Genomic DNA, 14,204 nt, shown 5'->3' with positions numbered 1-14,204 from the left:
TTGCAGCCGCATATACACTTGGACACTTCTGTGTCCAGTCGGCAAGGACATCCGACAATCCGGGCCGCCCAACCCACACCACCCAAAGTCCTCGGCCCATTGCAGCGTTTATCCTGAGGGTGCCCTTCATTTGCTTCATACCCCGACCCGTACAAAAAACGGCCACCGTAAATCTTTCAGGCGCGAATTTTGCATAAGTTTTCAGCGGCATAGAAAACTTGACAATGGACCGTGAACCAGGGTACTGAAATCAATAACAAAGTAATCGTACATGAATCGTAAACACCAATCGATGGGGATCTGGCCAATGAAAAGCAAGATGCAACGCCCGGTTTTGGTAAGCCTGTTACTCTTTTTGGGATGGGCCCTTATGACCACCGGCCAAGCCGTGGCGGCCGAAAATCGAATCAGTCAGGATGTGCAGTACGAAGCCGGTTTCTATTACACCGTCCAAGAAGGGGACACCTTGTGGGATCTGTCGCAACGCTTCAGCGACTCCCCCTGGCAGTGGCCCGACCTGTGGCGGGAGAATCAGCAAATACCCAATCCTCATTGGATTTATCCAGGCGAACGCATTCGGCTTTTCCGAAAATCAGACCAGCATCACACCGAAACGACCATTGCGGCACCGCCGGAAACCCGCGAAGAAGCCGCCGCCCCGCCGGCCGTGGATTTCGTTTACCCCTTCATCGACCGTGTCGGTTTCATCCGCAAGCCGTCGGTGCAGCCCGTGGGCGTCATCTTCAAGAGCTTTGACGACCGCAAGCTGATCGGCGAAGAGGACCTGGTCTACATCCGCCATCCGGAAAGCGGGCAACAAAACGCCTTCCTGCCCGGCACCCGTTTCACTGTCTACCAGACCAAGCGGCCCAACAATGATCGCGACGCCCAGCGCGCCTACGGCGAACAGCACTACCTGCTGGGCATCGTGGAGGTTGTCAAACAAGAAGAAGGATATGTTACCGGCAAGGTGGTGGAGTCGTTCCGTGCCATCGGCGTCGGCGACTTGCTCATGCCCTACGAGCCCCTCCCTCCCGAGATGGCCGTGGTGGAAAGCACCACCGGTATCGAAGCACGCATCATCGCCGGTGAAGAACAAACCCGCATCATGGGCGATCACTTCGTTGCTTTCATCGACAAGGGCGCCGATGATCGCATCGTGCCCGGACAAGTCTATGATATCTTCGATGAACCCACTACGCGCGCACTCGGACGCGGCGCGACCCTGGCGCCGGTCAACATCGGATCCCTCGTGGTATTGCGCGCCGAAAAGAACACCGCCACGGTGCTGATCAACGCGAGCAAGCGGACCATAGAAGCGGGGCATTTGGTGCTTGCGCCGTAAACTTTGATTGCGTTATTCAGGTTTGGTTGGTTGATAGCGTCTTGTGAGTTTTGTAAGGGGTTGGAAAAAGATAGTTTAAAGTTGAAAGTTTAAAGTTTAAAGCAAGGAATTTTATCGATTTTAGTGGGTTGGGAGCACGAGCGGTTGGGGTTTTGGTTGTTGTTTTGATTGTTTGTGGGTATGGATTTTTGGGATGGGGTTGGTTGTGTTGTGGTTTGGTGCCGCGGGTGGTTTGCCCGCGGCACTTTTATTTGGGGTGGGTTGGAGTTAGTGCTCCCAGGTGACCCTTAGCACTTCTTCGTGGGTGGTGATGCCTTCGAGGAGTTTTTCGATGGCGCTTTCGCGCAGGGTGCGCATGCCCTCTTCGCGTGCTTTGGCGCGGATGAGGGCCACGTCGGCGCCTTCGGTGGTCATCCGGCGCAGAGATTCGGTGAAGGGCATCATCTCCACGACGCAGGTGCGCCCTAAATAGCCGGTGCCCCGGCACTTTTCGCAGCCGCGGCCGCGGGCGAGCGTCAACGAACCGTCACGCCCCACGTCCAAACCAGCCGTGCGCAGTTCATCGCCGCTGATCTCATAGGACACCTTGCAGTAGTTGCAGATCTTTCGCACCAACCGTTGGGAAAGTACGCCCACCAGGGTGGCCTGGATCAGGAAGTGGGGCAGTCCCAGGTCCAGCAGTCGCATGATGGCGGACGGCGCATCGTTGGTGTGCAGGGTGGAGAGCACCAGGTGACCGGTCAGGGCGGCCTGGGTGGCGTTCTCGGCGGTTTCCAGGTCGCGCATCTCGCCGATCATGATCACATCCGGGTCCTGGCGCAGGATGTTGCGCAGCACCGATCCGAAGGTCACCCCGATCTGGGTTTGCACGGCGATCTGGTTGAAACTCTCGTGCACCATCTCGATGGGCTCTTCCACCGTGGTGATGTTGATCCCCGGACTGTCGATCCGCTTCAGGGTGGAGTACAGCGTGGTGGACTTGCCGCTGCCGGTGGGGCCGCAGACCAGCAATATACCGTGGGGCATGGAAATCACGTTCTGATAGCGTTCCAGGTCCAACGGCGAAAACCCCAACTGCGCCAGGTCGCGGAAGAGAATGTCGGGATCCATGATCCGCATCACCATCTTCTCGCCGAAGGCCACCGGCACGGTGGAGACCCGAATCTCCACCTCCACGTCCCCTTTGTCCGTTTTTATGCGACCGTCCTGCGGACGGCGCTTTTCGGCCATGTCCATTCGCGCCAGATTCTTGATGCGGCTGACGATGGCCGAATGGACCGCCCGCGGCAGTTTGTAGACCGTGTGCAGCACGCCGTCGATGCGCATCCGCACCAAGGTGAGTTCCCGTTTGGGTTCGATGTGAATATCGCTGGCCTTCTGATCGAAAGCATAGATGAACAGGTGGTCCACCGCATTGACGATGTGCTGATCATTGGCCGGCAGTTCATCGGCGGAGCGCAAACGCACATACTGCTCCAGGTTGCCCAAATCCACCCCGATCCCACCGAATTGGTCCTGGGCGGCCACAATGGAGCGCTTAAACCCGAAAAACTCGTTGATCAGTTTGATGATGTCCGACTTGGGACTCACCACGGCTTCGACCCTCATTTTGCTGGCCATGGTGATATCGTGCAGCACTTCCTCGTCGAAGGGGTTGGGCATGGCAACGGTCAGCACGCCATCTTCCACCGCCACCGGCACCACTAGATGTTTCATGGCGAAGGTGCGGGGTATGGTGCTGGTGACCACATTCAAATCCAGCTTCAAGGGATCGAGCCGGAAAAAGGGCATCTGCCAGTGGCCTGCCAGGTATTTGAAGACGGTCTCTTCGTCCAGCGGCAGCCCGGGGTTGTCCAGCCGGCTCAGCTTCAGCGAGGCGATCACATCGACAATGGTGACGGGATTGCTGATGGCTTCCGACGCCGGCACCTGTGCATACTTCTTCTCACGAATACGTTCCAGTTTCTGAACCAATCCGTGTTGCTTCCGCAAAATCTCCTGGGCGCTGGACACCGCCAGCACCTTGTTCCGGACCAGAATCCGGCAAACCTCTTCCGCCTGGAAAGGGTTGCCGGCCATACTCGCCATACCTTGCGGTTCTCGTTTGTTATTCACTTTGCGACCAGGGTTCATCGCTGTCCATTCCCTTCAAGCCCATCACTGCATTTGAACCTGGATGGCCCGGATGGCCGGGGCGACCCACGCCAGTGTTTTTTTGACGCGCCGCTTGTGGGCGGGATCGGTGTCCAACGTCATGAGAAGTGCGGCGGACTGCTCCAGCGCCTTGAGCCGCGTCAAGTCCTCGGGACGCCCCACACGGGTCATGGCCTTGAGCACAATGCGCAGATGGTCCATTAAATCAGCCAGAAAACGGGTGTCCATGCGGGATTGGTAAATCGGACCATGGGGGTCGCCGTAAAATTCCAGCGCGCCGTGCAACACCGCCCGGGCCGCCTCGCCGCCCACCAGGGCCATCAGCACCAAGCCTTCCCGTTCCAGGGCCAGCAGGGTGGAAGGGTCCATCTCCTCACTGTATGCCATCGGGTTTGCGGCCTGAATCTGTTCACGCAATTTCCGGCGAATGGCGGTAAAATGGCCGGACAGCCGCACCCGATCGATGCCCAGACGCCATACGATGTGCCGTTGTAATGCATCATCCACGCCATCGTGCCCATCGAGCACCTCTTCGGGGGTGATACTGTCGTTGCCCGTCCACCTGTTTTGGCGTGCATGGAGCATGCCGTTGATCAGCCTGAAGGCGTAATATGGGGACGTGGAAATCAAAGGCTGCGTCGGTAAAAAATCGGCGAGCAGAAAACCCGTCGCGCCCTTCAAATCATGCAAACGCTGTATCAGCAATACTATGGCACTTAGCAGGATGAGCCGATCACGCAACGCGGGCGTGCGCCGTAACAGACACCATAGGATTTCAAATGCCTGGATCGAATATGGGGACAGCCTGTCCATTTGCTGCACGAACCGGGAACTGACAAACCGATCATCATCGCCGAAGCAGCCGTTGAGGGCCAAAATGAGTGTTGCACAATCGGCGGAAGACAATCGAAAAAGATCAGCCAACTTTTCCGAATCCGGATCCCTTCCCCCTGTTGCCCATTCATCGACGACGGCCATTTTGCGCCGCACCGCCCTGGCCTCCCGGATTGACAGGATCAACTCCAACACCCTCGGGTGCACCATCCCCACCATCAGGGTGCGGCCTTGGTGATCGATCGTGACCCCTTGCCGCTGGACCACCATGCCGGCCACCAAAGCCTCGGGTAACTGCTCCAAGCGCCGGTAGAGAAAGGCGATCACCCGCTCTATCAGCAGCGGGTCTTCCACGTGGCGGGCCAAGTCTTGCAACAATCGGCTGATGCCGCCCAAGCGCTTGACCACTCCATCGGGTGCAAGCGCGCCGAAATCATCATCGAACAGATGGGCCATCGCCGCCTTGACATCCGGAAGGGCGTCGCCCAGATGCAGGGCAAGGTATTGGGGCGAAAGATCGAGTCCCAGGGGGTCCAAGGCCTCTCCCGCGCCGAACGCCACGGGATCCGTCAATTGAATCACACTCTCGTCCGCCAAATCGCCGCCGGACGACTGATCGTTCTCCGCTGATCCACCTTCGGCCAACCGCTGCACCGCATCCGAGCCGCCGACATCGGAAGGCATCCACGGCAAGTTGTTGATTTCCACCAACGGTTTGATCAGCTGGGAACGCAAATTGCGCACGCCGAAGATGGTGTTGTAAGGGTCTTTCGCCTTGTCCTGGCCGCCGATGGCGGCCATACGGCGAAAGGCCTCCGCCTGCTGCATCAATTGACGCATGTTGATGGCCGACAAACCATTGAGACCGGCTACCAAGGTCAGATTGGGATCCGGACGCCCATGATTGTCGCGGACCAAGGGCACGGTCAAGGCACGTCCGAAATAGCGGAAGGTGATGGACGCACCGTTTTCCACGGCCTGGTTGAAACGCGCCACGATATTGAGCGCCAGCTGCAGTCGGTCAACGGCGTCCGGTGTGTTGGGCGGAATCTGCAGATAGAAGGCATGAATACCCTGGTCATTCAAACAGGCAAAGGCTTGCTCCAGGGACCGCAACAAATGGGCCGGTCCCTTGGCCGCAGCGCTGCACCGTCCCTCCAAAGCCGCACCGCCGCAAAAAGCGATGTCGCCGAACAAAACATGGTAGTCGGGCCGCTGAATGGGTGCGTCAACATTTTGTCCGATGCGCCGAATGATCAGCCCGCCTTCATGGCCCGGCATCCGCTCCAGAATGTGTAAGCGGTGAATGATTTGATTGAAAAACACCGCCGTGGCCCGCGCCTTGCGGGCGTGACGGGCGTGGGTGAAGAAGAGGCCCAGCAAATGGACCAATTCCATTAATAGAATCCGCCACGGATCGAAACCGACCCCTTGGGAACCGTTGTTCCGCGGATCGGCCTCCTTGGGCGGCAATGCGGGTGGAACATCCATTGCAGTCACGTCCGGAGCACCTTGCCTTGAATCCGATTGTATCGTTCGTTTGGGCAGTGTCGCGGCAGAAAATGGAAAGGAATACCCCCCTGCCGCAAAGCCTCGAGATCGTTTCGAAGGTGCGATCCATGCCACCATCGACACTATCTTCTATAATGAAAAGCACCGGCTGTGTCAATTCAGATCAAAACTCGACAGTGGGAGATTTTGGCGTTTGGAGGGAAATTGGGTTTAAAGTTGAAAGTTTAAAGTTTAAAGCAAGGAATTCTATCGATATTAGATGTTTGGGTGTTGTCAAGCAGATTGGTTTTTTCGTGCATCGTAGGGCCACGGCGTGCCGTGCCCAGGCAGACCTGATCCACCCGTATAAAATAGATAGAATTCATTAACTTAAAACTTTAAACTTTAAACTTTAAACTGGCCCGCCAGGGCCCAAAACTGGCCCGCCAGGGCCCAAACTTAACACTATCTCCCATCCTGCCGCCAAAAGGTTCGCCCCCAAATCTCCCCCTGAAACGGCAGCCGTATCAACCGTCCGGCGGCGTCGTGGAGAATGACCCAATCCAGGCGCGGGTCCGCAGCCGTCTTCAGGATGGTCGGCAATCGCTTGAGCCGCCCCTCGAACCGCCGGGACGATAGCATGGCGTCGGCCGTGCATTCGTTTTCTGTCATATCGCCGCCGCACATGTGCAGAATATTGAGCCAAGTGTAATCGGGTTGGGTGTCCGGGGATCGGCTCGGAACGAGAGAGGCCACCACGGCCTTGCCGCCTCGAATGGCGACCGCCTCAACCACCCGTTCGGCGGCGTAGGCTTGTGAGGGTGTAGGTACGGGAAAGTCGAAAAACCAACCGGCTACCACCGGCAAGGTCGGTTTTTCATCGCTGTCGCGATTGCTGCGGCCCGCGGCCGCCGCAGCGGCCATGTCCATGGACCACCCACTCAATCGACGCGCCGCCCCGTCATCCGTGGCGTCGTTCGCCACTACCTCGCGGCGGATCAACTGCCGACCCCCGGAAAGGCGCCCGTCATGGCGTCGCCTCAACCAACCCAAGGGTTCCATGGCCGTCCCCGCATCCCAGATGCCGTAGAGGCTCTGTTGACGGCGATCCTTACGATCGGACAGGCCAAGGAAGCGGCCGGTGCCGAAAACCACCAGATAGCCGCCCGAGGCGCCGGGCAGACAGCCGCCATGCACGGCCATCACGTCCGGCCGTGCCGTTATCGGCTGGCCGACGGCCCGAAACAGCGGCACGGACCGGCCTTGGTCGCCCCTCGCCGCGGCACCATGGGCCATCCCCCAGTGTTCAGGATTCTCGTCGGTTAGGTCGAACTTCCACAAATTGCCCCGCAGATCGCCCGCATAGACATAATCCACCCGCCGGTCCAGGTTGACATCCACAAGGGCCGGTGTGGAGAGCCCGTTGTCGATACCCGCGCCGGTGTCGATCTTGCGGATCAGCGTGCCGTCTGCGGCATCAAGTACATAGAGCACCGCCCGACCATTTGGGCTGTTGTAGCCGTTGCCGAAAATCACCACCGGGCGATGAAGGCCTTCCGGTGCATTGGCGTTGACCGCGTATGCCTGGCCGTAGCTGTAGCCCATGTCTGCATCGGCCACCACCATGGGTGGTATCGCCACCCATTCTTGGCCACCACCGGTGGTGCCATGATCCGACGGCAGGGGCGGCGGATACGACCAACGAACCACCTCGGCAATGTGCTCTTCATCCCAATCGTTTGCGATGGCGTCCACGTGAAAGACGGGCTCATAGACGCCGTATTCGTCTTCCGTCACCTGCCGCCGCCGATCGCCGATGCGCAAGCAGAAATAGCCGCGCCCCCCTTTGCCGAGGCCGCCCACCAGGTAGGTCATCCGCTGATCGGTATCGACCACCACCTCCCCCACGGAGAGCGGTCCGTCCACGTAAAATCGGTGATCGTCGGCATAGTCCGGCGCGGCCAAGGCCTTCAAGTGGCCGAACACCTGATGGGGCACATAGGCGAAGCGCTCATGACCCGTGCGGATATCGAAGGCGTGCAGCATACCGTCGTTGGCGCCGACAAACAGGGTGTTGCCCGCCACCACCGGGGCAGAATTGACCATGTCGCCCAAAACGCCCCTACGGTCGCGCCACCCATCCATGGTATCCATGGTGGCCCCTCGCAGATAATCCACCAGATCTCGAACGTTCTGGGCCGCTTCCGAATCGGCCACACCATCCCACCCCAGCAAACGTTTCTGATCCTCGGACAATTGATCGTACCGGAACGGCGCTCCTTGCGGCGTCGGCCAAATCCCGCCATATGTCACCACTCGCCGGGTTTCGTAATCGACACCCACCTGTTGAAAACCGTCCGATGCCCGCCAGATTGCCTTGCCCGGATCGGTGTCTACCTGGCCCGTCACCGGATTGCCGGCAAATGCCAACACATCCCCATGCCACGTCCCGGGCCAGTAACGGGTCTGAAAAACCGTCTCCCCGTCTTCGGACAAGGCCTGCCCGCTCACCATCCCTTCGGTCGCCGTCGACCCTGCCACCCCATCCAAAGGCACATCGCTGAGTTCCACCGCAAGCGCCGGCAGGCCCCACAACAGCACGACGGTAACCCAGAACGAACCAACCCCAAAAAGCCGAACCCTCATTCAATCACCTGCTCTCTCTCAAACAATCGCGCCCCCCCCTAATAGCGCAGACAGTATCCCACCTCCACCAGGTGAAGCGCGCCGAATTTGGTCGACAGGCCGTACACCCGGTTCTCGTACAGCCGGGATCCATCAGTCATCACCAAGGATCCACCGGGCGCCACGCGCCACTCAACGGCAGCCACGAAGCTCTCCGGGTCGACCCGCGACGGCACACAGTTCATCGGCACATCCTTGTCGGCTGTGTCGAACCTCCATACACCCGGATCGCGGAAACCGGACACTGCAACATCCCGTCGTCCATGGTGCCAATCGGCGACCTGTTCAACCAAGTCGATCCGCGTGGATGCTTCCGCCGCCATATGGCGCAACCGCCCCACCCCTTCCATGACCGCCGCCTCGGCAGTATAGAAACTCTGCCCCACCTCACGCTCGTTGCGTGCGATATGCAGTTCCGCCGTGGTCGTCTGAAGCGCCGCAACCCCGAGAATGGTGATGGCCAGCAGCACCAGCAGCGTCACCACCAACACCACCCCCGCCTCCCCGGGATCGGTCCCGGGCGCGACAACCGAAAGGCGATCATCCAGACTCATTCCCGCACCTTCACGTAATCGTATGTGAAGACCAGCGGCGCTCCGCCACGCCCTTGGGCCGTCACCATGACTCGGATGCGCTTCCCGCCCGGTATCGGCTCATCGTCCGCGATCTCCCAGGCAAGGCGACCGTTTCCGTCCGCCACTGAAAATGGGCCATGATCCGGCGTTTCTGGATGGAAGCCGTCATCTTCATCAACCAGCAGAGGATCGTCGAAAGGCATGCTCAACAGCTTTTCGATATGCGCCCCTGCCGCAAGGGAGTAAGCGTGGCCCAGACGTGCCTTGGCAATCCCCGCCATGCCCACCCCCTGCATGGAAGCCACCGCCAGCACACCCACGGTGAACACAAACAAGGCGATCATAATCTCGATCAAAGTTACACCGCGAATATCCATCATCATCGCAAGTACTTCTCATCAAGGCCTGTACTTCGTGAAAAAAATTACCCCGGCACACTCACCGCTGCCAATTCCGACACACCACCGTCTTCTCCACCACCCGTCGCAAATGCCCGTCCCCCGTCCCGCGCACCAGGCGATCCCCTACCACATGAACACCAAGGTCCACATGACCCTTCACCGGCGCAGCACTCTCCGCGAGCAGCCAGATGCGCACCGCGCGGATGCGATCCACCGGAATGGGCGGCTCGATGGCCGTGCCCGCCGCACCGTCAATGCGATCCGCACCCTCGGGAAAATCCCGCCGATCGATCACACCGTCATTGTTCACGTCCAAATGGGTGTCCAAAAAATTGTCGTTGGTGGTATCCACCGCCCAGGTCAAGTGCGGCCCGCCCCGCCAGCGATCCAACACCCCGTCGCCATCCGCATCCACCGCATAGGCCAACCCCAGCATGCGAATCCGCTCCGCCACGGGATGACGCCCCATGCCGTTGTCCCAGGCCAGCACCCAACGCCCCTCACCTGCGATCCGGCGCACCCTGAAGTTGCAGTGTTCCCGGTTGCGAAAGCCATTGCGCGGATCCGGCACACCGTCCTCATCCAGATCAAAATTGTAGAATAATGCCGGCTGCCCCTCCGGATCCGGACCGGTCCCCTTCACACTGTAGCGCCGCACATCGGTCACCCCGAAGGCGCCACTGCCTTCGGGATCGAACCCGGCCATGCGCACCTGCTGCGCCATCACCACCGAAGCCCCCCGCAACTGCTGCTGCAAATCCAACAACACCTGGTGATGCCGATACCCGCGCAACTGGGTGGCATACACGCCGTACACCGCCCCCAACGCCACCGCGCCCACCACCATGGCAATGAGCACCTCAACCAGGCTAAAACCGTCCTTCATGCGTCTACCGCCACTGCCCATCCACCCACCGATGCACCTGCACACTCCCCGGCCCCGTCACCCGCACCCGGTAGATGGAAGTCATCTCGCCATCCGCCAAAAAAATGTCCCGCGCCACCGCCGCAGTGGACATCCCCTGGCGATTGAACCCCACCTCCGACACCATCGACCGCCCATCCGGCCCGCTTGCCAGAAAACGCACCCCTCCGCGATACCCCGACAAGCATCCCACCCTCTTGGTAAGAATGTTGGTGTACTGCCCCGCAGCCGGTGCATGAAAGCGCACCGCACACACCTGCCGCTGTTTGATGGCCGCCATGCGCGCCTGCTGCAAATCAACCCGCACTTGCCGCACCGACAAACCGACCCCCTGCCCCTTGAACCAGCCATGGAAAGCCGGCACCGACAATGTCATGATCGCCATAATCGCAATCACAACCAATGCCTCTAGTATAGTAAAGCCTGGATGCCCACGCATCTTCCCTTCTCCCCCGAAGCACTTTTTCACCAGGAAGCCATTACTTCTACCGTTGCGGCGAACCAATGCCTCCAACGACTGCACCCACCGCGATCCGACCACAAAAGCGGCATCGCACAGGCGCAATCAACCGAACCACCGCGTTCAAATAGATTCAAACCATTAATCGTATTGGAGAATTACAGATTCGCTCAGGAAGGTGGGGCAATACAGATCCGAACTGATCAAGCGGTCACGCAAACATTCTGAATAACCGCCATTTTGGAAATCTGAACCAAAACAGATTCAACCACAAATGATATCGATTGGAACGAAACCCCTATAAAACAACCTGAAAAAAGGGTCAAGCAAAATTTGAACGAGGCGGGGACTCCCTTAACTTTTAAACTTTCGCTCTATTTTATTGGCAGTCATTTATTTATGTGCCTGCGAAAGTTAAAAAGTTAAGGGCGTCCCCGCTCACCCCCGCATACCGCTTACCTCATTTTAAGGTATTTCTTCAAATCTCTATAATAATTTTGATGTGGGCCTATCATGATCAGCTCAAGTTGTTCTTCGTTAAAACGGTAGGCCAAAAGGTACTGAGTGGCTTTCAGTTTGAATTTATGCACATATACTTCGCTTAGATCCCCCTTTTTCTCTTCACCCATATTGGGACGTTCCAATATTATCCTTACCTGCTTATCAAGCGCCGTCTTTTGTGCAGGATTTAATTTCTTTACCTGTTGCGCAAAGGATCGAGATTGAATAACCTTCATTCGCCATTATCCAAAATCGTATTCGGAGAATTCACCCTGCTCTAACTCGGAAAGGCCAACAAGTATATCCTTGATCATACTGTATGTGAGATCAGGATTTTCCTCAGCGCATTTCCCAATCGTAGCCCAATATTCAATCTGACCCGTCACTGACCTTTTGTCAATTTTACTATAAATTTTAGCCTTTTTGACCAAATCTTCAGACACCCTGACGGCCGTTGTTGTCATAGTCGCACCTCCAATGATTTGCTACAAATATACAACATAATGTTGCGAATTGCAACATCTGACGGAGTCGGGACGTGAGGACGCCCTTAACTTAGGGTTTAGGGGTTTAGAGGGCTTATGGGACGGGGGTACGTCAGTCATTCAAGTTTGCAATACCCACTTGTGCTTCTTGACCAACTCCCTCCCACGCGCAACGGCAAGGCTGATAGCCGACGGTGACAACTGCAACCGCTTGCTCAAAGCCGCTTGCGACATACCAAGCTCATGTGTCGCCCAATAACACAAAAGACGGCGCGCTTGCACCGTTTTGGTTTGTTTGCCCCCGGACCACATCTGATCGGTATCGATGCCTATGATTTCCGCGGCCCGCCCGGCAAGGTCATCGAGGTTCAGTCCGCTTGCCCCTGATTTGTATTTTCTTTTGAGAGTCTCCTCGGCCTCGGCAAGCACACGCTCGACAAAATCGCCATCACCCAGAATCCGCTCATCCCCCTTCTGCAAAGCATCGGCTTTGCGCAACGCTTTGACAGTCGCCCATCCCCCGGCGCTTCGAATCAGCCCGCCACCGACCAGATCATCTCGCTTCCCATCGGCAATCCCTTTCTGCACAAAATCACGGTACATCCTTCTTGCCGTCGACAATTGCCCATCGAACAAGCCGGCCACATAATCCGTATTCTGCCATTCTGCTTCGACCTTCCCCATCAGAACGCTGTGGCCGCAATAAGGATAACGATCCAAAGCCTCCATGTCCGCTACCAGTCTCGCTCGCAGCGGGTTCAAATGGATGTATCGGACCAATTCCAGAAGGTAACTGTCCTCCTGGCAAAGAATGGATTTGTAACGGTTCTGAAAAAGGTGACCGCACCGTTTGTGTCTGCGGTTATACCCCATAGCATAACCGGTCAACAGACGCTTCATCACCGTGGCGATGGGCGTTGCCCCGGTCTTCAACAGCAAATGGAAATGATTCGGAATCAACGCCCATGCGTAGCACTGGGTGTGGCTCTCCTGGATAATCGCCCCCAGTCTTTCCAGAAAGGCGTCCCTGTCCGCATCATCATCAAATATTTTTTGGCGGGCGATGCCCCTGACAATAATATGGTGCAAGGCGCCGGGGGCATCTATGCGGGCTTTTCTTGGCATATGCAATTTGTATCAAAAGTGGGGCACAATGGCAAAAACTGAATTTCTGTGGAACGTCCCCCAATTTCCGCTATAGATCAGCGCAACGTTGCCCCCCTCTACCTACATCTTGACGCGCACACAACCATGTGTAAATATTTGTGCAAAAATGGAATTAGCGACATTGAAATCAATCCGGCAATTGACGAGAATCTGTAGGGACCGTCAACTCTATTGCGGTATGCTGTTGAGGCGGATAGAGTAATGCCTGTTATTTTACGATCCGGCCCATACCGGTTATACTTTTTCAGTCACGAACCAAACGAACCGCCGCATGTGCACATTGATCGCGACAACCAATCCTGCAAGTTCTGGCTGAACCCCGTGAGCTTGGCCCGCAACCTTGGTTTCAGTGCAAGAGAATTGAGGCACATAGAAAGAATGGTTCTCGACAATCAGAAGCGGCTTTTGGAGGCTTGGGATGACAACTTCGGAAATTAAACCTGGCGAACAGGTCAAGGACGTGCATTTTACCGAAGATAGTTTAAGCGTGGATTTAATGGACGGCCGCACGATCAGCGTGCCGTTGGCGTGGTACCCCCGACTTTTGCACGCTTCTCCGGCGCAGCGCCAAAACTGGCATGTTTGCGGCGGCGGCTTCGGTATCCACTGGCCGGACATCGATGAAGATTTAAGCACCGAGGGGTTGCTACGAGGTGCACCTGCGCCCCGCAACACCATGTCACATGTGGCGTAGTGAAACAAGTCTCTCCAGAAAGGCGTCCCTGTCCGCGTCATCATCAAATATCTTTTGGCGGGCGATGCCCCTGACAATAATATGGTGCAAAGCGCCGGGCGCATCTATGCGGGCTTTTCTTGGCATATGCAATTTGTATCAGAAGTGAAACTTGAGGACAATAAATGAATATATGACGTACGTCCCCTATTTACGCCGTCCCCTATTTACGCGTCCCCTATTTACGCAATTTCCTGAATATATGAACCCCCCTGCTCACATTACTCCAGAGACAACACCATCGATGATGGAAGGGATCGCTTGAAATGGCTGTCGTTGGAAACAAACAGATCGACATCTGCGTAAAGCCCGGAAGCGATAATGAGACTGTCCACGGTCCGTAACGATTGCCAGCTCACCCTCTGATCTTTTCCCACCAGATCGAGCACTTCGGGCGTAATATCCTGGCATGTGCAATTAGGGAAATGAATAAGATAGCTCCTGACCG

The 14,204-nt window shown here is 57.0% G+C and carries 14 protein-coding genes; 3 read left to right on the top strand and 11 right to left on the bottom strand.

Going from position 1 to position 14,204, the window contains the following annotated elements:
- The first annotated feature begins 307 nt into the window (after positions 1-307).
- Positions 308-1,345: a LysM peptidoglycan-binding domain-containing protein gene (locus MRX98_RS15225; protein ID WP_246911416.1), complete on the top strand. Its 1,038-nt coding sequence runs from the start codon at positions 308-310 to the stop codon at positions 1,343-1,345.
- Between the two features lie 267 nt (positions 1,346-1,612).
- On the opposite strand, the gene MRX98_RS15220 is transcribed toward MRX98_RS15225, so the two are convergent.
- From MRX98_RS15220 to MRX98_RS15175, 10 genes are all read right to left on the bottom strand, one after another.
- Positions 1,613-3,424 carry a GspE/PulE family protein gene (locus tag MRX98_RS15220; protein WP_246911414.1) on the bottom strand — a complete coding sequence of 604 codons (1,812 nt, stop codon included), beginning with the start codon at positions 3,422-3,424 and terminating at the stop codon, positions 1,613-1,615.
- Positions 3,425-3,502: 78 nt separating this feature from the next.
- Positions 3,503-5,833: a hypothetical protein gene (locus MRX98_RS15215; protein ID WP_246911412.1), complete on the bottom strand. Its 2,331-nt coding sequence runs from the start codon at positions 5,831-5,833 to the stop codon at positions 3,503-3,505.
- A gap of 456 nt (positions 5,834-6,289) precedes the next feature.
- A complete protein-coding gene (locus MRX98_RS15210; RefSeq protein WP_246911410.1) occupies positions 6,290-8,470 on the bottom strand; it encodes a pilus assembly protein in 2,181 nt (726 codons plus the stop codon).
- A 38-nt stretch (positions 8,471-8,508) separates the two neighbouring features.
- Positions 8,509-9,063: a pilus assembly PilX family protein gene (locus MRX98_RS15205; RefSeq protein ID WP_246911409.1), complete on the bottom strand. Its 555-nt coding sequence runs from the start codon at positions 9,061-9,063 to the stop codon at positions 8,509-8,511.
- Positions 9,060-9,467, bottom strand: coding sequence for a prepilin-type N-terminal cleavage/methylation domain-containing protein (locus MRX98_RS15200; RefSeq protein WP_246911406.1), 408 nt, complete (start codon positions 9,465-9,467; stop codon positions 9,060-9,062). The genes MRX98_RS15205 and MRX98_RS15200 overlap by 4 nt, the downstream gene beginning before the upstream one ends.
- 55 nt (positions 9,468-9,522) lie before the next feature.
- On the bottom strand, positions 9,523-10,371 hold the full coding sequence (locus MRX98_RS15195; protein WP_246911403.1) for a PilW family protein: 849 nt from the start codon (positions 10,369-10,371) through the stop codon (positions 9,523-9,525).
- Between the two features lie 4 nt (positions 10,372-10,375).
- On the bottom strand, positions 10,376-10,849 hold the full coding sequence (locus tag MRX98_RS15190) for a pilus assembly FimT family protein (RefSeq protein WP_281432374.1): 474 nt from the start codon (positions 10,847-10,849) through the stop codon (positions 10,376-10,378).
- Between the two features lie 476 nt (positions 10,850-11,325).
- A complete protein-coding gene (locus MRX98_RS15185; RefSeq protein ID WP_246911399.1) occupies positions 11,326-11,607 on the bottom strand; it encodes a type II toxin-antitoxin system RelE/ParE family toxin in 282 nt (93 codons plus the stop codon).
- Positions 11,608-11,613: 6 nt separating this feature from the next.
- On the bottom strand, positions 11,614-11,835 hold the full coding sequence (locus tag MRX98_RS15180; RefSeq protein WP_246911396.1) for a ParD-like family protein: 222 nt from the start codon (positions 11,833-11,835) through the stop codon (positions 11,614-11,616).
- A gap of 141 nt (positions 11,836-11,976) precedes the next feature.
- Positions 11,977-12,981 (bottom strand): transposase, encoded by a 1,005-nt coding sequence (locus tag MRX98_RS15175; protein ID WP_246911393.1) that lies wholly within the window; start codon positions 12,979-12,981, stop codon positions 11,977-11,979.
- Positions 12,982-13,224: 243 nt separating this feature from the next.
- Between MRX98_RS15175 and MRX98_RS22065 the strand changes: the two genes are divergently transcribed.
- Together MRX98_RS22065 and MRX98_RS15170 are read left to right on the top strand one after the other, a co-directional pair.
- A complete protein-coding gene (locus MRX98_RS22065; RefSeq protein ID WP_281432373.1) occupies positions 13,225-13,461 on the top strand; it encodes a DUF4160 domain-containing protein in 237 nt (78 codons plus the stop codon).
- Complete coding sequence (locus MRX98_RS15170; protein ID WP_246911384.1) at positions 13,442-13,717, top strand: DUF2442 domain-containing protein; 276 nt, start codon at positions 13,442-13,444, stop codon at positions 13,715-13,717. The genes MRX98_RS22065 and MRX98_RS15170 overlap by 20 nt, the downstream gene beginning before the upstream one ends.
- A 260-nt stretch (positions 13,718-13,977) precedes the next feature.
- Here MRX98_RS15170 and MRX98_RS15165 read toward each other — a convergent pair.
- A partial coding sequence (locus MRX98_RS15165) for a hypothetical protein (RefSeq protein WP_246911381.1) occupies positions 13,978-14,204 on the bottom strand: 227 nt, incomplete at its 5' end.

The organism is Desulfatitalea alkaliphila, assembly GCF_022968795.1.
In the GTDB taxonomy this organism is placed as follows: domain Bacteria; phylum Desulfobacterota; class Desulfobacteria; order Desulfobacterales; family Desulfosarcinaceae; genus Desulfatitalea; species Desulfatitalea alkaliphila.
The sequence above is the reverse complement of the archived record's forward strand: the minus strand, read 5'-3'. Positions and strand labels throughout refer to the sequence as shown.

Bases quoted from the DNA above. Each gene is read 5' to 3' on its own strand.
- MRX98_RS15225 (WP_246911416.1), top strand. From the start codon at position 308: ATGAAAAGCAAGATGCAACGCCCGGTTTTGGTAAGCCTGTTACTCTTT.
- MRX98_RS15220 (WP_246911414.1), bottom strand. From the start codon at position 3,424: ATGGCCGGCAACCCTTTCCAGGCGGAAGAGGTTTGCCGGATTCTGGTC.
- MRX98_RS15210 (WP_246911410.1), bottom strand. From the start codon at position 8,470: ATGAGGGTTCGGCTTTTTGGGGTTGGTTCGTTCTGGGTTACCGTCGTG.
- MRX98_RS15205 (WP_246911409.1), bottom strand. From the start codon at position 9,063: ATGAGTCTGGATGATCGCCTTTCGGTTGTCGCGCCCGGGACCGATCCC.
- MRX98_RS15200 (WP_246911406.1), bottom strand. From the start codon at position 9,467: ATGATGATGGATATTCGCGGTGTAACTTTGATCGAGATTATGATCGCC.
- MRX98_RS15195 (WP_246911403.1), bottom strand. From the start codon at position 10,371: ATGAAGGACGGTTTTAGCCTGGTTGAGGTGCTCATTGCCATGGTGGTG.
- MRX98_RS15190 (WP_281432374.1), bottom strand. From the start codon at position 10,849: ATGCGTGGGCATCCAGGCTTTACTATACTAGAGGCATTGGTTGTGATT.
- MRX98_RS15185 (WP_246911399.1), bottom strand. From the start codon at position 11,607: ATGAAGGTTATTCAATCTCGATCCTTTGCGCAACAGGTAAAGAAATTA.
- MRX98_RS15180 (WP_246911396.1), bottom strand. From the start codon at position 11,835: ATGACAACAACGGCCGTCAGGGTGTCTGAAGATTTGGTCAAAAAGGCT.
- MRX98_RS15175 (WP_246911393.1), bottom strand. From the start codon at position 12,981: ATGCCAAGAAAAGCCCGCATAGATGCCCCCGGCGCCTTGCACCATATT.
- MRX98_RS22065 (WP_281432373.1), top strand. From the start codon at position 13,225: ATGCCTGTTATTTTACGATCCGGCCCATACCGGTTATACTTTTTCAGT.
- MRX98_RS15170 (WP_246911384.1), top strand. From the start codon at position 13,442: ATGACAACTTCGGAAATTAAACCTGGCGAACAGGTCAAGGACGTGCAT.